20 protein-coding genes are annotated in these 21,378 nt (G+C 67.9%); 12 read left to right on the top strand and 8 right to left on the bottom strand.

Annotated elements, in window-relative coordinates; all coding sequences use genetic code 11:
* Window positions 1–8: 8 nt before the first annotated feature.
* The 4 genes from GH266_RS19275 to GH266_RS19260 all read left to right on the top strand — a co-directional run bounded on the left by GH266_RS19275 (window position 9) and on the right by GH266_RS19260 (window position 5,063).
* A complete protein-coding gene (locus GH266_RS19275) occupies window positions 9–458 on the top strand; it encodes a MerR family transcriptional regulator (protein WP_158195277.1) in 450 nt (149 codons plus the stop codon).
* Window positions 459–811: 353 nt separating this feature from the next.
* Window positions 812–2,608: an acyl-CoA dehydrogenase C-terminal domain-containing protein gene (locus GH266_RS19270; RefSeq protein ID WP_158195276.1), complete on the top strand. Its 1,797-nt coding sequence runs from the start codon at window positions 812–814 to the stop codon at window positions 2,606–2,608.
* A gap of 88 nt (window positions 2,609–2,696) precedes the next feature.
* Window positions 2,697–3,821, top strand: a complete 1,125-nt coding sequence (locus GH266_RS19265; RefSeq protein WP_199270636.1) for an acyl-CoA dehydrogenase family protein — start codon at window positions 2,697–2,699, stop codon at window positions 3,819–3,821.
* Window positions 3,822–3,854: 33 nt separating this feature from the next.
* Window positions 3,855–5,063: an acetyl-CoA C-acetyltransferase gene (locus GH266_RS19260; RefSeq protein WP_158195275.1), complete on the top strand. Its 1,209-nt coding sequence runs from the start codon at window positions 3,855–3,857 to the stop codon at window positions 5,061–5,063.
* 29 nt (window positions 5,064–5,092) lie between these two features.
* Here the strand turns inward: GH266_RS19260 and GH266_RS19255 are convergent, their stop codons facing one another.
* Window positions 5,093–5,854: an EAL domain-containing protein gene (locus GH266_RS19255; protein ID WP_158195274.1), complete on the bottom strand. Its 762-nt coding sequence runs from the start codon at window positions 5,852–5,854 to the stop codon at window positions 5,093–5,095.
* 140 nt (window positions 5,855–5,994) lie between these two features.
* On the opposite strand from GH266_RS19255, the gene GH266_RS19250 reads away from it, so the two are divergent.
* Window positions 5,995–8,214, top strand: coding sequence for a 3-hydroxyacyl-CoA dehydrogenase NAD-binding domain-containing protein (locus GH266_RS19250; RefSeq protein WP_158195273.1), 2,220 nt, complete (start codon window positions 5,995–5,997; stop codon window positions 8,212–8,214).
* 306 nt (window positions 8,215–8,520) lie between these two features.
* On the opposite strand, the gene GH266_RS19245 is transcribed toward GH266_RS19250, so the two are convergent.
* Window positions 8,521–8,982 carry an META domain-containing protein gene (locus GH266_RS19245; protein ID WP_158195272.1) on the bottom strand — a complete coding sequence of 154 codons (462 nt, stop codon included), beginning with the start codon at window positions 8,980–8,982 and terminating at the stop codon, window positions 8,521–8,523.
* A gap of 427 nt (window positions 8,983–9,409) precedes the next feature.
* On the opposite strand from GH266_RS19245, the gene GH266_RS19240 reads away from it, so the two are divergent.
* The gene (locus GH266_RS19240; RefSeq protein WP_067339506.1) at window positions 9,410–9,685 is read left to right on the top strand and encodes a DUF6460 domain-containing protein; all 276 of its coding nucleotides are present in this window, start codon (window positions 9,410–9,412) and stop codon (window positions 9,683–9,685) included.
* Between the two features lie 19 nt (window positions 9,686–9,704).
* On the opposite strand, the gene GH266_RS19235 is transcribed toward GH266_RS19240, so the two are convergent.
* The gene (locus GH266_RS19235) at window positions 9,705–10,607 is read right to left on the bottom strand and encodes a histone deacetylase family protein (RefSeq protein WP_158195271.1); all 903 of its coding nucleotides are present in this window, start codon (window positions 10,605–10,607) and stop codon (window positions 9,705–9,707) included.
* A gap of 121 nt (window positions 10,608–10,728) precedes the next feature.
* A complete protein-coding gene (locus GH266_RS19230) occupies window positions 10,729–11,175 on the bottom strand; it encodes a MarR family winged helix-turn-helix transcriptional regulator (RefSeq protein ID WP_158195270.1) in 447 nt (148 codons plus the stop codon).
* 265 nt (window positions 11,176–11,440) lie between these two features.
* Between GH266_RS19230 and GH266_RS19225 the strand changes: the two genes are divergently transcribed.
* On the top strand, window positions 11,441–11,713 hold the full coding sequence (locus tag GH266_RS19225) for a metal/formaldehyde-sensitive transcriptional repressor (RefSeq protein WP_158195269.1): 273 nt from the start codon (window positions 11,441–11,443) through the stop codon (window positions 11,711–11,713).
* A 58-nt stretch (window positions 11,714–11,771) separates the two neighbouring features.
* Complete coding sequence (dmeF, locus tag GH266_RS19220) at window positions 11,772–12,767, top strand: CDF family Co(II)/Ni(II) efflux transporter DmeF (protein ID WP_158195268.1); 996 nt, start codon at window positions 11,772–11,774, stop codon at window positions 12,765–12,767.
* Between the two features lie 29 nt (window positions 12,768–12,796).
* On the opposite strand, the gene GH266_RS19215 is transcribed toward dmeF, so the two are convergent.
* Window positions 12,797–13,663, bottom strand: coding sequence for a LysR family transcriptional regulator (locus tag GH266_RS19215; protein ID WP_158195267.1), 867 nt, complete (start codon window positions 13,661–13,663; stop codon window positions 12,797–12,799).
* Between the two features lie 169 nt (window positions 13,664–13,832).
* Here GH266_RS19215 and bla point away from each other — a divergent pair, with 169 nt between their 5' ends.
* The 3 genes from bla to GH266_RS19200 all read left to right on the top strand — a co-directional run bounded on the left by bla (window position 13,833) and on the right by GH266_RS19200 (window position 17,056).
* Entirely contained in the window at window positions 13,833–14,735 is a 903-nt protein-coding gene (gene bla / locus GH266_RS19210) for a class A beta-lactamase (protein WP_158195266.1), read from the top strand.
* 110 nt (window positions 14,736–14,845) lie between these two features.
* The gene (locus tag GH266_RS19205) at window positions 14,846–15,211 is read left to right on the top strand and encodes a VOC family protein (RefSeq protein WP_158195265.1); all 366 of its coding nucleotides are present in this window, start codon (window positions 14,846–14,848) and stop codon (window positions 15,209–15,211) included.
* A gap of 498 nt (window positions 15,212–15,709) precedes the next feature.
* Window positions 15,710–17,056, top strand: coding sequence for an MATE family efflux transporter (locus GH266_RS19200; RefSeq protein WP_158195264.1), 1,347 nt, complete (start codon window positions 15,710–15,712; stop codon window positions 17,054–17,056).
* 73 nt (window positions 17,057–17,129) lie between these two features.
* Here the strand turns inward: GH266_RS19200 and choV are convergent, their stop codons facing one another.
* The 3 genes from choV to GH266_RS19185 all read right to left on the bottom strand — a co-directional run bounded on the left by choV (window position 17,130) and on the right by GH266_RS19185 (window position 20,075).
* A complete protein-coding gene (gene choV, locus GH266_RS19195) occupies window positions 17,130–18,161 on the bottom strand; it encodes a choline ABC transporter ATP-binding protein (RefSeq protein WP_158195263.1) in 1,032 nt (343 codons plus the stop codon).
* The gene (gene choW / locus GH266_RS19190; protein ID WP_158195262.1) at window positions 18,158–19,006 is read right to left on the bottom strand and encodes a choline ABC transporter permease subunit; all 849 of its coding nucleotides are present in this window, start codon (window positions 19,004–19,006) and stop codon (window positions 18,158–18,160) included. Before choW ends, choV begins: the two co-directional genes overlap by 4 nt.
* 121 nt (window positions 19,007–19,127) lie before the next feature.
* Window positions 19,128–20,075: a choline ABC transporter substrate-binding protein gene (locus tag GH266_RS19185; RefSeq protein WP_158195261.1), complete on the bottom strand. Its 948-nt coding sequence runs from the start codon at window positions 20,073–20,075 to the stop codon at window positions 19,128–19,130.
* Window positions 20,076–20,756: 681 nt separating this feature from the next.
* On the opposite strand from GH266_RS19185, the gene betI reads away from it, so the two are divergent.
* Window positions 20,757–21,377 carry a transcriptional regulator BetI gene (betI, locus tag GH266_RS19180; RefSeq protein ID WP_158195260.1) on the top strand — a complete coding sequence of 207 codons (621 nt, stop codon included), beginning with the start codon at window positions 20,757–20,759 and terminating at the stop codon, window positions 21,375–21,377.
* Window position 21,378: the final 1 nt, after the last annotated feature.

The raw sequence follows: 21,378 nt of genomic DNA, 5'->3' as shown, positions 1-21,378 counted from the left end.
AAAAAGCCATGAGCGAAGCGCTCTCGGTCAACAACGATATCGCCGAAGCGGTCGCCGCCAAGGACGAGACGACGAAGAAGACGCTTTTCACCATCGGTGATCTTGCCAAGGAATTCGACGTCACCTTGCGCACCCTTCGCTTCTACGAGGACAAGGGCCTTCTCAACCCGCGCCGCGACGGCATGACCCGTATCTACACACGGCGCGACCGGGCCCGGCTGAAGCTGGTGCTGATGGGCAAGCGGGTCGGCTTCTCGCTCGCCGAGATCCTCGACATGCTGGACCTGTACGACCTGCGCGACGGTCAGGTGACCCAACTCAAGGTGGCGCTGTCGCGCTTCCAGGGGCAGATCGACGTGCTGGTGAAGCAGCGCCGCGACATCGACCAGGCCATCGAGGAGCTCGGACGGACGGTGGAAATCGTCTCCGGCATGCTGAAGGAGAAGGAGAGCGACTGAGTCGCGCTCCCGATCGCAGCTTCGGGCGGCAATGATCCCGCCCTCTTGCCCTCGCTCGCATTGCCCAACCCCGTGCCGCACGCCGCGGCGCGGGGTTTTTCGTGGCCGCCGCCGATTTTGCCGCGCCCACGCAGTCTTTCGCGCCGAATCTCCGTGATTTCGCCCTGAATTGCGCCGAGATTGATGCTCAACGGAGAATTTTCGGCCGCCTGCCGTTGGGACATCCCTTGCGAGGCCCGGCCAGCAGCCATATAACGAGCTCAAGGTGACGTTTACGGAAACGTCAGGTCCGTGATGCAGACTGCCCGTCGCAACCGGCGCCACAGCCGGGTCGACCTACCGGGAGGATGACCATGCCGAGCTACACCGCCCCCGTCCGGGATGTGATGTTCCTGCTGAACGAGGTGCTGGGCTTCGACCGCCACGGCAACCTGCCGGGCTTTGCCGATGCGACGCCCGATCTTCTCGAGGCGATCCTGAACGAGGGCGCGCGCTTCTGCCAGGAGGAGTTGGCTCCGCTCAACGCCACCGGCGACCGCGAGGGCTGCACCCGCAACGACGACGGCAGCGTGACCACCCCCAAGGGCTTTCGCGGCGCCTACGACACCTACCGGGAGAACGGCTGGATCGCCCTGTCGATGCCGGAGGAGTATGGCGGCCAGGGCCTGCCGACGACGCTCAACTCGGTGATGCAGGAGTTCATTTCCGGCGCCAACCTTGCCTGGGGCATGTATCCGGGACTGTCGCAGGGCGCGGCCGCCGCGATCCAGGTGCATGGCAGCGCGGAACAGAAGGCGCTCTACCTGCCGAAGCTCGCCACCGGCGAGTGGTCGGGCACCATGAACCTGACCGAGCCGCATTGCGGCACCGATCTCGGCCTGATCAAGTCGAAGGCCGTGCCGCAGGGCGACGGCACCTACCGCATTTCGGGCCAGAAGATCTTCATTTCCGCCGGCGAACACGACCTGACCGAGAACATCGTCCATCTGGTGCTGGCCCGCATCGAGGGCGCGCCGGAAGGCACCAAGGGCATCTCGCTGTTCATCGTCCCGAAGGTCCTGCCCGATGGCGACGGCAAGCTCGGCTCCCGCAATGCCGTGTCCTGCGGCTCGCTGGAAGAGAAGATGGGCATCCACGGCAACGCCACCTGCGTCATGAACTACGACGGGGCGACCGGCTGGCTGATCGGCGAGGAGAACCGCGGCCTCAACGCGATGTTCGTGATGATGAACGAGGCGCGTCTCGCCGTCGGCGTGCAAGGGCTCGCCCAGTCGGAGGTCGCCTATCAGAACGCCCTCGCCTATGCCCGCGAGCGGCTGCAGGGCCGGTCCCTGACCGGGCCGAAGAACCCGGACGGCAAGGCCGACCCGATCATCGTGCATCCGGATGTGCGCCGCACGCTGCTGTCGATCCGCGCTTTCAACGAGGCGGCGCGCGCGCTGGTCCTGTGGACGGCGATCCAGTCCGACGTCTCGCACCGCTCGTCCGACAAGGGCGAGGCCCAGGCGGCGGACGACCACATGGGCCTGATGACCCCGGTCATCAAGGGCGTGCTCACGGACAAGGGCTTCGAGAATGCGGTGGCGGCGCAGCAGATGCTGGGCGGCCACGGCTATATCGAGGAATGGGGCATGTCGCAGTTCGTGCGCGATGCCCGCATCACCATGATCTACGAGGGCGCCAACGGCATCCAGGCGCTGGATCTGGTCGGGCGCAAGCTGCCGCGCGACGGCGGCCGGGCGGTGATGGCCTTCTTCAACGAGGTCGGCACCTTCCTGAAGGAGATCTCCGGCGACGAGACGCTTGCCCCGCTCGCCGCACCGCTCAAGGCGGGTCTCGACGACCTGCAGAAGGCGACCATGTGGTTCATGAACAATGCCCTGGCCAAGCCCGACAATGCCGGGGCCGGCTCGACCGACTACATGCACCTCTTCGGCATCGTGGCGCTCGGCTACATGTGGGCGCGCATGGCGAAAAGCGCGCAGGCAGCCCTCGGCTCGGGCGCGGACGGCGACAAGGCGTTCTACGAGACCAAGCTGACGCTCGCCCGCTACTTCATGGAGCGGCACATGCCGGAGACATCGCTGCGGCTCGCCCGGGTCTCGGCCGGTGCCGACACGATGATGGGCCTCGACGCGGCCGCCTTCTGAGCCCAGGATCGCGAAACCGCAAAAAGACAACAAACGTCGCAGGGAGGAGAGCGGCTTGAACGTGCTGAACGCCGGAACACCGGCATGGATGAACGATGAACTGACGATGCTCGACGACGCGTTCGCGCGTTTTCTCGAGCGGGAGATCGCCCCGGACTACGAGGCCTGGGTGGAGGACGGCTGCGTCACGCGCGAGGCCTGGGAAAAGACCGGCGCCGGCGGTTTCCTGTGCTCCGGCATGCCGGAGGAGTACGGCGCGGCCGGCGGCACGTTCGCCCATGAATCCGTGATCATCCGCCGCCTCGGCCTTGCCGGGTTCGACCATTTCGGCATCGCGCTGCATTCGGCCATCGTCGCACCCTACATCAAGCATTACGGGTCGCAGGAGCAGAAGGAACGCTGGCTGCCGAAGCTCGCCTCCGGCGAGATGATCGGCGCCATCGCCATGACCGAGCCGGGCGCCGGCTCCGACCTGCAGGCGATCCGCACCAGCGCGGTGCGCGACGGCAACCAGTACCGGATTTCCGGCGCCAAGACCTTCATCACCAACGGCCAGCTGGCCAACCTGATCATCGTCGTCGCCAAGACCGATCCGGCTGCCGGCTCCAAGGGCGTGTCGCTCTTCGTGCTGGAGACCGACGGTGCGGAGGGCTTCCGGCGGGGCCGCAACCTCGACAAGCTCGGCTTCAAGGGCAACGACACGTCGGAACTGTTCTTCGACGACGTGCGCGTGCCGGCCGACGCGCTGCTCGGCCCGGAAGAGGGCCGCGGCTTCTACCAGTTGATGGAACAATTGCCGCAGGAGCGGCTTCTGGTGGCTGTGCAGGCGATGGCGGCGATCGAGCGCGCGCTGACGCTCACCCTCGACTACGTCAAGGAGCGGCAGGCCTTCGGCAAGCGCATCCTCGACTTCCAGAACACCCAGTTCAAGCTGGCGGAGCTGAAGACCGAGGCGACCATCGGCCAGGTCTTCGTCAACGACTGCATCGCCCGGCATGTGGCCGGTGAGCTGGACGGGACGACCGCCTCGATGGCGAAATACTGGACCACCGACCTGCAGTCCAAGGTCACGGACCAGTGCCTGCAGTTCTTCGGCGGCTATGGCTACATGAACGAGTATCCGATCTCCCGGCTTTACGCGGACGCCCGCGTGCAGCGGATCTATGCCGGGACCAATGAAATCATGAAGGTGCTGATCGCCCGCAGCCTGTAGCGGCGCAACGGCGAGACAGCCAAGGAGGCATCGATGGCCGACGCATTGATTTTCGACCATGTGCGCACGCCGCGCGGACGCGGCAAGAAGGACGGCGCCCTTTACGAGGTGCCGGCGGTGCGGCTGGCGGCCGAACCGCTCAAGGCGCTGCGCGAGCGCAACGGCCTCGACACGGCGCTCATCGACGATGTGATCCTCGGCTGCGTCGACCCGGTCGGCGAGGCCGGCGGCGACATTGCCCGCGCCGCGGTCTTTGCCGCGGGCTACGACCACGCGGTGCCGGGCGTCCAGCTCAACCGGTTCTGCGCCTCCGGCCTCGACGCCGTGAATTTCGGCGCGGCGCAGGTGATGGCCGGCCAGCACGACCTCGTCATCGCGGGCGGTGCGGAATCCATGAGCCGCATCGGCATCGGCGCCTCGGGCGGCGCCTGGCCGGTCGACCCTGAGGTCGCCCTGCCCTCCTACTTCATGCCGCAGGGCGTGTCCGCCGATCTCATCGCCAGCAAGTACGGCTTCTCGCGCGACGATGTCGACGGCTATGCGGTGGAAAGCCAGAAGCGCGCAGCCAAGGCTTGGGACAAGGGCCGTTTCTCCCGCTCCGTCGTGCCGGTGCGCGACCTCAACGGGCTGACGATCCTCGACCGCGACGAGCACATGCGGCCCGAGACCGACATGCAGTCGCTGGCCGCGCTGAACCCGTCCTTCGAGATGATGGGCCAGATGGGCGGCTTCGACGCGGTGGCGATCCAGGCCCATCCCGAACTCGCCTCGATCACCCATGTGCACCATGCGGGCAACTCGTCGGGTATTGTGGATGGGGCCGCCGCTGTTCTCATCGGCAACCGCAAGGCCGGACGCAAGGCCGGGCTGACGCCGCGTGCCCGCATCCGCGCCTTCGCCAATATCGGCTCGGAGCCGGCCCTGATGCTCACCGGGCCGGTGGACGTGACCGAGAAGCTGCTGGCCAGCGCAAAGATGTCGCTGAAGGACATCGACCTGTTCGAGATCAACGAGGCCTTCGCCTCCGTGGTGCTGCGCTACCGGCAGGCCTTCGACCTCGACCCGGCCATCGTCAACGTCAATGGCGGTGCCATCGCCATGGGCCATCCGCTCGGCGCGACCGGCGCGATGATTCTCGGCACCGTGCTCGACGAGTTGGAGCGGCGGGACCTCAACACCGCCCTGGTGACGCTGTGCATCGGCGCCGGCATGGGCACGGCGACGATCATCGAGCGGGTGTGAGCGTGACGGGACCCGGCGAGATGGCGGAGCTAGGCGACCTGCGCGACCTTCACCCGGTCGAAGGCGGGCAGCGCGGCCAGGGTCGGGCGTGCCAGGTAGTAGCCCTGCACGAGCGAGATGCCGGCCGCGCGCAGCACCATCAGCTCGGCCTCGGTCTCGACGCCTTCGGCAAGCACCGTGATGTCGAGCTGGCGGCAGATGCCGGTGATGCCGGCGACGATTGCCTGACGGGCCGGGCTGGTGTCGATGTCGCGCACCAGGTCCATGTCGATCTTGACCAGATCGGGCTGGAAGTTGGCGAGAAGCTTCAGCCCGGCATAGCCGGCGCCGAAATCGTCGATGGCCGTGATGAAGCCGCGCCGCTTGTACTCCGCGATGATGCCCTTGACGTGCCCGGTGTCGATCATCGGCTCGTTCTCGGTGAACTCGAACATGATCCGGTCGAGCGCGAAACCGGCCCGGCCGGCTGCCAGCAGTGTCGTGCGGATGCAGGCGGACGGATCGTAGACGGCATTCGGCATGAAGTTGATGGACAGCCGCGTGTCGCCGTCGCCGAAGAGTTCGGCGGCAAGCTCGATCGCCTTGACCCGGCAGGCCTGGTCGAAACGGTAGCGGTTTTCGGGCGTGACCTGCGAGAGGATCGCGCCGGCGGAGGTGCCGTCGATGCCGCGCACCAGCGCCTCGTAGCCCCACACCCGGTTCCGGCCAAGGTCGACGATGGGCTGGAACGCCATCGTGAAGTCGAAATCCAGACGAGCGCCGTTGCGGCATCCTTCGCACTGTCCGCTCATCCGGCACTCTCCTGCTGGCAGCCTGTTCCCTCAACGCGTTCTACCAGCCCAAAATTGCCATTTGCTTACCCGGCGCACCCGCACGGCAGCGCTTTTTCCAACGCAACAACGGCACGCCCTACTGACCTCAGGAGGCCGACATGGCTTACAGGAACTTCAGCCTGACCACCGAAGCCGGCATCGCCCACATCATCTGGGACATGCCGGGCAAGAGCATGAACGTCATCGACATGTCGGTGATGGACGAGCTCGACGCGATCATCGACGCGGTCGTGGCCGATGCCACCGCCAAGGGCGCCGTCATCACCTCGGGCAAGGCAGCGTTTTCCGGCGGCGCCGACCTCACCATGCTGGAGGGGCTGCTGCGCGACTTCCATGGCAAGCGGGCGAAGGATCCGGAAGGGGCGGCGCGCATGCTGTTCGACGGCTCCCGGCGCCTGTCGCAGATCTTCCGCAAGCTGGAGACCTGCGGCAAGCCCTTCGTCGCCGCGATCAACGGCACCTGCATGGGCGGGGCGACGGAGCTGGCGCTGGCCTGCCATGCGCGGGTGGCGGCAGAGGACGATGCCTTCAAGATGGCCCTGCCGGAGGTCAAGGTCGGCCTCTTCCCCGGCGCGGGCGGCACCCAGCGCGTCATGCGCATGGCCGACAGCCAGCAGGGCCTGCAGTTCCTGCTGCAGGGCAAGACGCTGAACGCTGCCCAGGCCAAGGCGATGAAGCTGATCGACGAGACCGCGCCTGCAAAGAAGCTGATGGCGGCGGCCGTGAAGATGCTGAAAGCCGGCGTCGATCCGGTCAAGCCGTGGGACCAGAAGGGCTTCCGCCTGCCGGGCGGGGGGATCTACTCGCCGGCCGGCTTCCAGTTCTGGCCGGCGGCCAACGCCATCTACCGGCGCGAGACCCATGACAACTATCCTGGTGCCCGCGCCCTGCTGCAGGCGGTCTACGAGGGCCTGCTGCTGCCGATGGATCAGGCGCTGACGGTGGAAAGCCGCTACTTCGCCCATGTGCTGCAGACCCCGGAAGCGGCCAACATGATCCGCTCGCTGTTCGTCTCCATGCAGGAGCTGAACAAGGGCGCGCGGCGGCCGGCCTCGGTCAAGCCGAACCGCATCCGCAAGGTGGGCATTCTCGGCGCCGGCTTCATGGGCGCAGGCATTGCCTATGTCACCGCCAAGGCCGGCATCGACGTGGTTCTGGTCGACCGCGACCAGGCCGCCGCCGACAAGGGCAAGGCCCATTCCGACGAGTTGATCTCCAAGGCGATGAAGCGCGGCCGGGCCAGCGAGGCCGACAAGGTGGCGCTGCTGTCGCGCATCACGGCGACGCCCGACTACGAGGCGCTGGCGGACTGCGACCTCGTCATCGAGGCGGTGTTCGAGGACCGCGAGGTCAAGCGCGCCGTCACCGAGAAGGCCGAGGCGGTGCTGAAGTCGAAGGCGATCTACGCCTCCAACACCTCGACGCTGCCGATCACCTCGCTCGCCGAGGCCTCGAAGCGGCCGAAGAACTTCATCGGCATCCACTTCTTCTCGCCGGTCGACAAGATGATGCTGGTCGAGGTGATCCTCGGCAAGAAGACCGGCGACAAGGCGCTGGCCATGGCGCTCGACTACATCAAGGCGATCAGGAAGACGCCGATCGTGGTCAACGACTCGCGCGGCTTCTACACCTCGCGCGTGGTCATGACCTATATCCGCGAAGGCCTGATGATGCTGGCCGACGGGGTGCCGGCGGCGATGATCGAGAATTGCGGCCGCATGGCCGGCATGCCGGTCGGCCCGCTGTCGCTCGGCGACGAGGTGGCGCTGGACCTTGCCTGGAAGATCGTCTCGGCGACGCGCAAGGACCTCGGCGTCAAGTATGTGGAAGGCCCGCTCGACAACATCCTGGAAGAGATGGTCGTCAAGCGCGAGCGGTTCGGACGCAAGAACGGCAAGGGCTTCTACGACTACCAGGGCCGCGACAAGAAGTTGTGGCCGGGCATTCCCGAGGTCGTCGGCAAGCCCAAGCCGGCGGAGGCCTTCAACGTCGAGGAGCTGAAGCAGCGCTTCCTCGTCATGCAGGCGCTGGAGACGGCGCGGATCTTCGAGGAGAACTGCCTGACGGATGTGCGCGAGGCGGATGTCGGCTCGATCCTCGGCTTCGGCTTCGCCCCGTTCACCGGCGGCACGCTGTCCTATATCGACGGCATGGGCACGGCCGCCTTCACCGAGCTGTGCCGCAAGTTCACCAAGAAATGGGGCCCGCGCTTCAAGCCGAACCGCCTGCTCAAGGAGATGGCCAAGTCCGACGCCCGCTTCTACGAGCGCTTCGCTCCGGAAAAGGGGCCGGACGCCGGCGCGCGCGAGGCGGCATAGGACGCCGCTTCATTCAGGCTCACGACACATGCGAAGGGCGGCCCTCGGCCGCCCCGCTCTCCGGATGTCATACCGGTCTCAGTGAAGCCGAAGACCGGCAACTGTGTTCGGCTGCGCGATAGGGGAAGCTGGACCGGGATGACCTCCGAGAGGGAGGCAAGGCCCCGCATCCCCTCCGAGGTCACCCCGGCCAAGCGCAGCGCGCGCCGGGGCCTATTGGTTGCCAGAGCGCCAGAGGGGAACGCACGGCAGCAACTTCACACTCCCGGAATGAAAAAACCCGTGCGAAGCCGCAAAAAGCCGGCGCTACTTGTTGACCAGCAGCAGCACCGCGGCGCCGGACTGATCGCGCAAGAGCACGCGGCCGGGCATGCCGTCGATCTGCTTCACCACCGGAAAGAAGTGCAGGAACCGGCGCTCGAGATCGCCGGACGGCCCCTCGCAGGCCATCTCGGTGGCCATCACGCGGGTCGAGACGGAGAGCGCGTGTCCCATCTGCTGCAGCGTGCCGCGCAGGCGGTTGCAGCCGGCCGAGGCCAGCCACATGCCGTGGCGGTCGATGGTCACTTCCGTGCGGCTGGACAGGCCCTGGTCGACATCGACCAGCGCACCGCCCGGGGCGGCAAGCGCCTCGATCCGCCAGGTGCCGGTGACGGAGAGGTCCTGCGCCTCCGCCGCCGAGGGATGGGAGGCAAGGCCGACCAGCGGCGCGGCGGCGAGCGCAAGGACGGCGATCTTTCGCAAGGCGGCAAGGGTCTGAAGAGACATGACGACAGGCATTCCTGGCTTGACGGGCCCCGCGCCGCAGCGGCAGGGGCCTTCGGCTTAGGTCGGTTCGCTTCCCGGCTCCGTGCGACCGGTTCCGGAGCCGTGGCCGTGGCCGGGCACTCCGAAAACGAGCGCCGGCGATGAGGATGACTGCCGGCCCGCCGCCTCCCGAGCCCGTGCGATCCGGCCAAACGCCGTGAATCGCCTGCATCCCACGACAAGAGATGTCACGCTCTAATGTGGCATCATATTGGCAATATGACATAGGCGAGATGACATGATGACATAGGCGCGATGACATGGGCGCCGGCGAAACGGACAAGGCCATTTTGCGTTTGATCCGGCGCCTCCCGCCGCCTACATCTCGGGGACACGGGACGGGGCGCAGGCCTTGCGTCCGCTCGTCAGCCCTTGCAGGAACAAGCGCATGTCCAACAGCCCGATCAGCCGCTTTCTCGGAGACTCGCCCGCCCGGGTGATCCTCAAGCTGCTGTTCCTGTCCTTCGTCGTCGGCGTGCTGCTGTCGGCGCTCGACCTGCACCCGCTCGACGTGTTCGACGGGATCGTTTCCTTCATCCGCCGCCTGTGGGACCTCGGCTTCGAGGCGCTCGGCCAGCTCGGCGGCTATTTCGTGCTCGGCGCCGTGGTGGTGATCCCGATCTGGGTGGTGCTGCGGTTGATGAGCCTCGGCCGCCGCAGCTGAAGCCGCAGGCCTTGCACGATCAGGCGAATTCCGCCGCCACCCGGTGCAGGATCGTGTGGCGGCGCGCCAGCCTGTCGATATCCTCCAGATAGCCGCCGCCGATGACCCCGGCGAGCGGGATGCCTGCCTTGCGCACCTGCTGAACGACGTAGCGGTCGCGGGCGGCGATCCCCTCGTCGCTCAGCGACAGGCGGCCCAGCCTGTCCTCCTCGTGCGGGTCGACGCCGGCATTGTAGAAGACGATTTCGGGCCGGAAGCTCGCGAGCGCGTCCGGCAGGACGCCGGCAAGCGCTGCCAGATAGGCCGCGTCCCCCACCCCGTCGTCCAGCGGCACGTCGAGGCTTGAGGGCACCTTGCGGACGGGATAGTTCCGGCCAGCATGCACCGACAGGGTGAACACCGCCTCGTCGCCGGCGAAGATCTGCGCGGTGCCGTCGCCCTGGTGCACGTCGAGATCGACGACCATGGCGCGGCGGATCGCCCGGTCCGCCATCAGCAGGCGGATCGCGACCGCCACATCGTTGAAGACGCAGAACCCCGCCCCTTGCGAACTCCTGGCGTGATGGCTGCCGCCGGCGGTGTTGCAGGCAATCCCCCGGTCGAGCGCCAGCAAGGCGGCCAGAACCGTGCCGGCGGTGGCGCAGCGGGCACGGAAGCCGACGCTCTCGCTCATCGGCAGGCCGATCTCGCGGGCGATGGGCGCCGGCACATCGGCGGCGAAGACCTGGTCGACATAGGACCGGTCATGGGCGAGCGCGATCCACTCCGCCGGTGCGGGCGCCGGCCGGTGAAAGCCGTCCGGCGCGACCAGCCCGTCCTCGACGAGCACCTCCGCCACGCGGCGGAACTTGTTCATCGGGAAGCGGTGAGCGGCAGGAATGTCGGCGCAAAAGGCCGGGTGGTGGACGATGGCAAGCGACATGCGGAACTCGGGACCCGGTTGCAAGATCAAGTGGGAACAGACGCTTATACGCTCCGCAGGGCGCGGGAGACCAGTGCGGGGGGCATCCCGCGACGGGATGCCCCCCGCACCTCTTGCCGGGTCAGACGATGGCGGCCCTCAAGGGCACCGTCCGGCTTGCCGGCGGACCGGCCAGGCCGCGATGCAGTTCGGCGAGCTGGCCCTCGCTGATCGACATGGCCGGCAGTCCGGCCACCACGTCGGCGACGATGGCATCGGCATCGGCAAGCAGGATCTCACCGGCCTGCGTCAACCGCGCCAGGCTCTGGCGGGCATCCCGCTCGCCCTTTTCCGTCACCACATAGCCGAGCTTTTCCAGCGGCTTCAGCGCGCGGGTCACGGCAGAGGGCGTCAGGCCGACGGACTGGGCCAGTTCCACCCGCATGGCGCGGCTGCCGGGAAACTCCGACAGGCTTTTCAGCAGGCGGTACTCGCGGAAGCTGACGCCGCGGGCGCCGGCAAGCGGGCGGTCGAGCCGCTTCTCGATGAGGCCAGCAATGTCGAGGAGGGTGAAGACAAGCGCATTCATGGCATGACGCCTTCCTTTTGCGTGATCGTTGCAGTCTATATACGTGAGTAATCACGCATTTCAAGGGGCAATGGATTGAGGCAGGAAAATCGGGCGCCCCCAACCGACGCGGCGTTCGGCGGCACGGCGCCCGAAAACCGGTCTCTCCCACCTTGTCCGATGCTCGGCTGGAAGTCTCACGCCGCGAGGCGCGGCCGGACTTCCCATTCCGCCACACATATAATATAGTCCCCTATACTATATCAGGAAGGCACGGACAGGCACGATGTCCCATACCCATCGCGACGGGCAGAAGCTGATTGCCAGGGTTCGCCGTCTCAAGGGACAGCTCGAAGGCATCGAGCGCGCGCTGGAGGCCCAAAAGCCCTGCGCCGAAATCCTGCGTCAGCTCGCCTCCGCCAGAGGCGCCCTGAGCGGCCTCACCGCGGAAGTGATGGAAGGCCACCTTCACGAGCATGTCCTTCATGCGCAGACCGAGGCCGAGCGCCGGCAGGGCAGCGAGGAGCTGCTCGAGGTCATCCGCACCTACATGAAATAGGTCGGCATGAAATAGGCCGGCATGAAATAAGCCACACAGCAGGCCGTGGGAGAGTGCAATGGCACCCGAGACCATCTCCACCTACACGCATGGACACGACTTTCTCGGCTCGCAGCATCGGCGCAACGAGCGGCGGGTCTGGCTGGTCATCGCCCTGACGGCGACAATGATGGTCGTCGAGATCGCCGCCGGCACGCTCTTCGGTTCGATGGCGCTGCTGGCCGACGGCTGGCACATGTCCACCCATGCGGCCGCCCTGCTCATCACCGCCCTCGCCTATCTCTTTGCGCGCCGTTACCGCAACGATCCGCGCTTCAGCTTCGGCACCGGAAAGCTCGGCGATCTCGGCGGCTTCGCCAGCGCCATCGTTCTGGCGCTCGTCGCCGTGCTGATCGGATGGGAAAGCCTGCTGCGCCTCGCCAACCCGGTGGCGATCAGCTTCGAGCAGGCGATTGCCGTCGCCGTCATCGGACTGGTGGTGAACCTGGCCTGCGCCTGGCTGCTCAGGGACGATCATGGTCACCATCATGGCCACCATCATCACGGTCATCACCACCACGATCACGCCCACCACGATCACGCCCACGACGACACGCATGAGCATCCCGGCCACGGCCCCGCGCGCGACAACAACCTGCGCGCCGCTTATCTGCATGTGCTGGCCGACGCCCTGACATCGGTTCTCGCGATTACCGCATTGCTGCTCGGACGCAGCCAGGGTTGGCTCTGGGCCGACCCGCTGATGGGGGTCGTCGGTGCGCTGATCATCGCGCGCTGGTCGTGGGGCCTGATCCGCGAGACCGGCGCGGTGCTGCTGGACCGTACGCCCGACGACAAGCGCCTGCCGGAGGAGATCCGCAAGGCGGTCGAGACCGGCGGCGACCGCATCTGCGACCTGCATGTCTGGCAGGTCGGCCCCGGCCACCACGCAGCCATCGTCTCCCTCGTCTCGCGCGCGCCGAGGGACCCGGCGCATTACAAGGCAAGGCTCGCCCGGATCGCGGCCCTTTCCCACATCACGGTCGAGGTCCAGCCGGCACCGCAGCCCACCTGAGCCCGGACCGCTGCGGCCTTGCCTCCGCTTCAGCCCGCCTCGTCCACGATCCACTGGTGAAAGGCGCGCATGGCCGGCGTCTGCCGGCGCGATTTCAACGAGGTCAGCCAGTAGGCGCCGAGCGAAGCCTCCACCGCGAAGGGCCGGACGACGCGCCCCTCCTCGATCTCGCGCGCGAACATCGCCACCGGCACCAGGGCGACGCCCGCGCCCAGCGATGCCGCCTCGACCAGCGCCCTCGATGAGTCGAACATGAAGCCCCGCGCCGGCAACGGCTCGAGGCCCGACATGCGGAACCAGGCCGCCCATTCGTCCTGCCGGTAGGAGCGCAGCAGGTCCTCGCCGCCAAGATCGCGCGGATGCGCGAGCCGCGCTGCGATCTGCGGCGCGCAGACCGGCGAGAACGGCGCCTCCATCAGCCGCACCGCGTCCGTCGCGTGCCAGGCGCCGTCGCCGAAGCGGATGAACAGGTCGAGCCCGTCGAGCAGCATGTCGGCCCGGTTGTTGTTGGTCTTCAGCCGCAGGTCGACATGGGGATGGGCCTCGCGAAAACCCGCCAGACGCGGCAGCAGCCAGCCGATGGCGAAGGTGCCGACGACGCCGATGGTCAGGATCTCGCGGAAATTGCCCTGCTCGAACTGGCTCAGCGTCGCGCTCATCCGGCGGAAGGCATCGGTCAGAACAGGCAGCAAGGCCTGCGCCTCGTCGGTGAGCGCGAGGCCGCGCGGCAGGCGCTTGAACAGGGTGAGGCCGAGCGTTTCCTCCAGCGCCTTCACCTGATGGCTGATCGCGGTCTGGGTCACCCGCAGCTCCAGCCCGGCGCGGGTGAAGCTGCCGAGCCGGGCCGAGGCCTCGAAGGCGCGCAGCGCATTGAGCGGCAGGTGCGAGACGTCCATGGGGCTTTCTCCAAGACCAAGATTTTCTCATGTCTAATCCCAGAATTGATCGTTTGGCGAGGGTCTCATGTTTGCGCATGATCGCTCCCGCAGGCTGGGAGGCCATCCAGCGCCCTGCCGCCGCACCGACCGGCGCAGGCCGCACGCTTTCACCACGGAGATGAAACCCATGTTCAAACTGTCTCGCCGGCAGGCACTTGCCGGCTCGCTTCTGCTCGCCCCGACGCTGACCGCCGGCACCGCTCTCGTGACCATGCCCGCCCGTGCCGGCACGGCCGATGCCGCAGATATCGAGGGGCGTCTCGCTGCGCTGGAGCGCAAGCAGGGCGGGCGCCTCGGCATCGCCATCCACGATGTGGCCAGCGGACAGACTTTCGGCAACCGGGCGGACGAGCGCTTCCTGATGGCCTCGACGTTCAAACTGATGATCGCCGCCTTCGTCCTTTCCCGCGCCGACCGGGAAGAGGAACAGCTCGACCGGCGCATTCCCTTCACCACGCGCGACCTGGTGTCCTGGTCGCCGGGCACGGAAAAGCATGCCGGCGGCCCCGGCCTGACGGTCGCGGAACTGTGCGAGGCGACGATGACGATGAGCGACAACACCGCCGCCAACCTGCTGCTCAAGAGCTTCGGCGGTCCGGCGGCGCTCACCGCCTTCGCCCGCTCGCTCGGCGACGAGATCACCCGCCACGACCGCATGGAGCCGGAGCTCAATGCCCATGACGGGCCCGGCGACGAGCGCGACACGACGACGCCGGCGGCGATGGCGCAAACCCTTCGCAAGCTGCTGTTCGGCGATGCGCTGTCGCGCCGCTCGCGCGACCAGCTGACGGCCTGGCTGGTCACCAACCGGACGGGCGACGCGCGCCTGCGGGCCGGCTTTCCCGCCGACTGGCTGGTCGGCGACAAGACCGGCACCAGCGGCAAGGGCCACGCCAACGACATCGGCGTCGCCTGGCCGAGCAGCCGCGGCGCGTTGATCGTCACCGCCTATTGCGAGATGCCGCAGGCCGAGGCGAAGGTCCGCGATGCCACCATGGCGGAGATCGCCCGCATCGCCGCCTCCATCTGAGGCAATTGGGCGGGACGGCTCCCTGCCCGTCCCGCCCCACCCGACATTTCTTCAATGCAGCCGTGGCCGCATCGCCTACCCTCTCCCGCAGCAATCCACGGGAGCACCGCATGACCGTCAGGCGCATCGTCGCGAACATCGCCGTCACCGACACCGGGCCCTCGACGGCCTTCTACCGCGACATTCTCGGTCTTGAGCCGGTGATGGACCACGGCTGGTTCGTCACCCTTGCCGCCGATGCCGCGAGCCCGGCGCGCCCGCAGATCGGCATCGCCACTGAAGGCGGCTCCGGCACCCCGGTGCCGGACCTCTCCATCGAGGTTGACGATCTCGACGAGGTGATCGCCCGCATCGAACGCGCGGGCCTTGCGCCCGAATACGGGCCGGCCCTTGAGCCCTGGGGCGTGCGCCGCCTGTTCCTGCGCGACCCGAACGGGCGCCTGCTGAACATTCTGGAACACGCGCAGGAAAGCTGACGCAGCACGGGACCCGCGCCGCGGCCCCTCCACTCGTCCTCCCGGACGGCGCGCCAGCGCCGAGCCGGGACCAGAGACAACCCCTACAGGCGCGAGACGGGAAGGCGCCCGTCTCCCCTGCTGCTGTCATACCTGCGAAGGCAGGTATCCAGTATCCGCCGGGGCGGGTGGTGTCGCGAAAGCGGCAACCTGAGGCCGCCGGGCGATGCCGAGGCCGGAGCCATGCCACCTGTGGTTACTGGGTCCCGGTCTTCGGCTCCGCCGAAACCGGGACGACAGCCGGTGGATCGGGTTCGCGCCGCGTGTCGCCGCCACTCCTTCGCCCCCACCCCTCCACTCGTCCCCTCGAACGGCGCGCGGCAAAACGAAAGAGAAACCTGCTGCCTTCTCACACCGCCCGCCCGCCACATCCCGTTTGACCGTTCCATCTTTGTTCGCTAGCGTCCGGCAAAACGACTCTCCCGCCCGCCGACACCCTGCATTTCCGAGCCCAGCCAGATGACGAGCCAGCCCGGCGCCGTGCGCCCGTTCGACGTGACCAGCCGCAGCGTGCTCGCCATCGCGGTGCCGATGACGCTCGCCTATCTGTCGACGCCGCTGCTCGGGCTGGTCGACACGGCGGTGATCGGCCAGCTCGGAGATGCAGCGCTCCTCGGCGGCATCGCGCTCGGCGGCGTGCTGTTCGACATCGTCTTCACCAGCTTCAACTTCCTGCGCGCCGGCACGACCGGGCTGACCGCCCAAGCGGCCGGGGCGGGCGACGGCGAGGAGGAACGCGCGGTGCTGTTCCGCGCCGTGCTGCTGGCGCTGGTGCTGGGCGCGGCGGTGATCGTGCTGCAGCAGCCGGCGCTCACCGCCGGCCTGTGGCTGATGGGCGGCAGCGCCGAGGTGCAGGCCGCCACCGCCAGCTATTTCGCGATCCGCGCCCTCTCCGCGCCGCTGGCGCTGGCCAACTACGCCTTTCTCGGCTGGTTCATCGGCCGCGGCCGGGCGATGACCGCGCTCGGCCTGCAGACCTGGCTGAACGGCATCAACATCGCCCTGTCCGTGCTGTTCGTGCTGTATCTCGACTGGGGCGTCGCCGGCGTTGCCGCTGCCACCGTCGCGGCAGAGGCGCTGACCGCGCTGGCCGGCACGGTGCTTGCCGCCCGCGCGCTTTCGGGCCGCCCGCTGCCGACCCGCGCACAGGTGTTCGACAAGGTCCGCTTCAAGCGGATGATGGCGCTCAACGGCGACATCCTGATCCGCTCCTTCGCGCTGATCACCGCCTTCGCCTTCTTCATGTCGCGCTCGGCCGTGCAGGGCGACACCGTGCTGGCGGCCAATGCCATCCTGGAGAAGTTCTTCATGGTGGCGAGCTTCTTTCTCGACGGGCTGGCGACGGCGGCCGAGCAGCTGGCCGGCCGCGCCGTCGGGGCGCGCTACCGCCCGGCCTTCGACCGGTCGCTGAAGCTCAGCCTGCTGTGGGGCTATGTGCTCGCCGGGCTGATCTCGCTGGTCTTGTTCTTCGCAGGTCCCCTGCTCATCCATGCGATGACGACGGCGGAGGACGTGCGCCAGACGGCGGTCACCTACTTGAGCTGGGCGGCGGCGACGCCTCTGTTCGGCGTCCTTGCCTTCCAGATGGACGGGGTGTTCATCGGCGCCACCTGGTCGCGCGACATGCGCAACATGATGCTGCTGTCGCTGGCGCTCTATTTTGCCGCCTACGCGCTCGCCTTCCCGGTGCTCGGCAATCACGGCCTGTGGCTTGCCTTCACCCTCTTCCTGGCCGCGCGCGGCTTCTCGCTGCTGGCGATCACCGGCCGGCGCGCGCGGGAGACCTTTCCCGCGCAGCCGGCTTGAGCAAAACGCTCTGGCCTTTTGTTTTTGCGCAATTCCGGACGGAAAACCGGTTCCCACTTTTCCTGGAATTGCTCTAGCGCAGGCAGTCGAGGATCTCGCCCTCGCCGACCAGCCCCAGCGGCGTGTCGCCGTCGCAGACCAGCACCGGTCCCTCGCCGGACCGTGTCAGGGCGATCACCTCGCGCACCGGCGTCTTCGGCGCACAGCGCGGCGCGCCGCCCAGCCCGCCGGCCTCGCCCTCGTCCAGCGCCCGCATGATGTCGCGGGCACGCAGCACCCCGAGCGGGTTCATATGCGCCACGAACTCCGCCACATAATCGCTCGCCGGCTTGCGCACGATCTGCTGCGGCGTGCCGAGCTGGATCACCCGCCCGCCTTCCATGATGGCGATGCGGTTGCCGATCTTGGCCGCCTCGTCGAGATCGTGGCTGACGAACACGATGGTCTTGTTGAGCTTGTCCTGCAGCGCCAGCAGCTCGTCCTGCAGATGGCCGCGGATCAGCGGGTCGAGCGCCGAAAACGGCTCGTCCATCAAGAGGATCGGCGCGTCGGTGGCAAAGGCCCGGGCCAGCCCGACGCGCTGCTGCATGCCGCCGGACAGCTCGTGCACATACTTGTCGCCCCACTGGGCAAGGCCGACCAGCTCCAGCTGCTCATCGACCTTCCGCCGGCGCTCGCGCGTCGGCAGTCCGGCCAGCTCCAGCCCGAAGCCGACATTCTCGCGCACCGTGCGCCAGGGCAGCAGCGCGAATTGCTGGAACACCATGGCGATCCGGCCGCGGCGCAGCGCGCGCAGCTCCTGCGGCGTGCAGGCGGACGGGTTCACGGAAGCATCGCCATTGTGCACCAGCACCTCGCCGCGGGTGATCTGGTTCAGCCCGTTGACGGCGCGCAGCAGCGTCGACTTGCCGGAGCCCGACAGGCCCATCAGCACGATCAGCTCGCCCTCCTCGATGTCGAAGCTGGCACCGGCCACACCGAGGATCTGGCCGGTCTCCGTCTGGATCTCGGCGCGGCTGCGGCCGGCATCGATCAGCGGCAGCGCCGCCTGCGGGCGTTTGCCGAAGACGATGTCGACATTGCGGAACGAAACGGCGGCGGTCATCGGCTGCCCTCCCCTTCGTTGCGGTTGCGGAAGAAGCGGTCGAGCACGATCGCCACCAGAACGATGGCGATGCCGACCTCGAAGCCCTGCGCGATGTTGACGGTGTTGAGCGCGCGCAAGGTCGGCACGCCGAGCCCGTCGGCGCCGACGAGCGCGGCAATCACCACCATCGACAGCGACAGCATGATGGTCTGGGTCAGGCCGGCCATGATCTGCGGCAGCGCGTAAGGCAGTTCCACCTTCCACAGGAGCTGCCAGCCGGTGGCGCCGAAGGCCTCGCCCGCCTCGATCAGCTGGCGCGGGGTGGAGGAGACGCCGAGCTGGGTCAGGCGGATGGGCGCGGGGATCGAGAAGATCACCGTGGCGATCAGGCCCGGCACCATGCCGAGGCCGAACAGGATCAGCGCCGGGATCAGGTAGACGAAGGTCGGGATCGTCTGCATCAGGTCGAGGACCGGGCGCATCGCGGCATAGAGCTTGGGCCGGTGCGCGGCGGCAACGCCGAGCGGCACGCCGATCGCCATGCACACGGCGGAGGCGGCGATCACCAGCGACAGGGTCTCCGTCGTCTGCGTCCAGTAGCCCTGGTTGATGATGAGAAGCAGGCTGGCGGCGACGAAGAGCGCGAAGGAGACGCGCCGCTGCACGACATAGGCCAGCACTGTCGCGATGACCACGACCGCAAGCGGGCCGGGCGCCTGAAGCAGCCAGAGAATGCCGTCGATCAGGGTTTCGAGCACCGCCGAGATGCCGTCGAACACCCAGTAGGCATTGGCGGTGAGCCAGTCGACCAGGGCCTTCGCCCAGGGGCCGATGGGGATCTTGTGTTGGGTGAGCCAGTCCACGCGCAGCCTCGCCGTCCTGTTCTTGTCGTTGGTGCGGGCGTGTTGCGTCCTGCCCGCAGGGCGAATGCGGTCCGCCCGCGCGCAAGGCCCTCAGGGCTCGCGCGCGGGCGTCCGGGATGGGTCAGAGGCCGAGGGCGCCCTTCAGGGCGGCCGTGGCATCGCCGCCGTCGAAGGTGGTCACACCCTCCAGCCAGGCATCGGCAACGCCCGGGTTGGCTTTCAGCCAGGCGGTCGCGGCCGCGTTCGGCTCGGTGCCGTCATTGAGGATCGCGCCCATGATCTCGTTCTCCATCTGGAGCGAGAACTCCAGGTTCTGGAGGAACTTGCCGACATTCGGGCACTCGTCCACATAGCCGGCGCGCACATTGGTGTAGATCGTCGCGCCGCCGAGATTGGGGCCGAACACCTCGTCGCCGCCCTCAAGATAGGCCATGTCGATATTGGCGTTCATCGGATGCGGCTCCCAGCCGAGGAAGACCACGTCCTGCTTGCGCGGCACGGCGCGCGAGACCTGCGACAGCATGCCGGCCTCCGAGCTCTCGACGATGTCGAAGCCCTTGAGGCCGAACATGTCCTTCTCGATCATGTCGATGATCAGCCGGTTGCCGTCGTTGCCGGCCTCGATGCCGTAGATCTTGCCGTCGAGATCGTCCTTGAACTTGGCGATGTCGGCGAAGGTCTTCAGGCCCTTGTCATAGGTGTATTGCGGCACGGCGAGCGTGTACTTGGCGCCTTCCAGGTTGGCGCGCACGGTCTCCACCGAGCCGTCCTCGCGATAGGCCTTGATGTCGCCCTCCATGGTCGGCATCCAGTTGCCGAGGAAGACGTCGATGTCCTTGTTCTTCAGCGAAGCATAGGTCACCGGCACCGAGAGGATCTTGACGTCGGGCTCGTAGCCGAGCGCGCCCAGCACCACCGAGGCGGTGGCGGTGGTGGCGGTGATGTCGGTCCAGCCGACATCGGAGAAGCGGACGGTCTTGCAGGCTTCGGCTTCGGCCGCCATCGCGGCGGGGGCGGCAAGGCCCAGGGCAAGGGCTGCGGCGCCGAAGCGCAGGGCAAGGGTGTTCATCAGCTTGTGTCCTCCTGACGGGCGGGACGGCCGGAAGGCAGCCCGCATGCGGGGTTGCAGCGCTGCGGCAAGGCCGCATGCGCCGATGGTGGGCCGGCCGCAAGGGTCGCGGCGGCACGAGGTCCCGACGCGCGGTCCGCGGCAAGCGCGGCGCGCAGGGGTTCGAAGGGCGGGGCGGGAGGTCCCGCACACCGGCAGCAAGGGCCGGCGGCCAGAGGCGACGGGTCGCCAGGGGTGCGGCAATCGGGGCGCGGCACGCGCTCGCCGGATGCTGCGGCCGGGCAGCCAGGGCCCGGCACGAATGAACCGGACCTCCCTGCCCGTTTCGATGCGCATCAAAACATTTTTGAGCGGAATACGCAATTCCCCGCGCATTTTTCGTTTTTTCATTGATTGAACGGCCAATCAAAATTATTCCTTGAAGAGCAAGGCGCGCCGGCTGACACCGACCGGAAAGCGCATCCGCCGCGCAGCACGCCCCCTGTGGACAGGCTGTTGGACAGGCTGCTGGACGGGCTGCCGCCGGGGACCAGTGCAGCGGCTGCAGCGGCCGCCGCCGGCGGCCTGCCTCCCCTCGGCCGGCGGCGCATCCCAGGGACAGGACCGCACATGCCGCCCGGCTTCGGGCGGAGCGGATCGCGACCTTCAGGACGAACGGGGCGGGCTGGAAACGGAGCGGAGATGCCGCGAATCGGAATGGAAACCCATCGCCGCAAGGCCTTGATCGACGCGACCGTCGCGACGATCCACGAGCGCGGATTCGGCGATGCGACGATGGCCGAGATCGCCCGGCGCGCGGGCGTCTCGGGCGGGCTGGCGCATCACTATTTCGGCTCCAAGGCCGGGCTGCTCAACGCCACCATGCGCTTCCTGCTGACCGACCTGTCGCGCGAGACCCGCGAGCGGATGGCCGGCGCGGAGGGCCCGCGCGCGCGCATTTCGGCGATGATCTCGGCCAGCTTCGCGCCGACCCAGTTCCAGCCGGCGCTGATCTCGGCCTGGCTCGCCTTCTACCTGCAGGCGCGCACCGATGCGGAAACCCGCCGCCTGCTGCGCATCTATCACCGGCGGCTCGTCTCCAACCTCGCCCATGCCTTCGCCGCGCTCATTCCCGGCGAGCGGGCGCGCCATGCGGCCGAGGGCACTGCGGCGATGATCGACGGGCTCTGGCTGCAGCGCATCTTCGCGGACGGCCCGCCGCAGCCGCGCACCGCCATCCGCCGGGTCGAGGACTATGTCGAGCGCCAGCTCGGCGCGCCCTCCCCGGCCGCAACGGACACCGCACACAAGGGGAACGGATAGA

Source organism: Stappia indica (assembly GCF_009789575.1).
In the GTDB taxonomy this organism is placed as follows: Bacteria; Pseudomonadota; Alphaproteobacteria; order Rhizobiales; family Stappiaceae; genus Stappia; species Stappia indica_A.
This window is presented reverse-complemented; position numbering and strand designations above follow the sequence as displayed.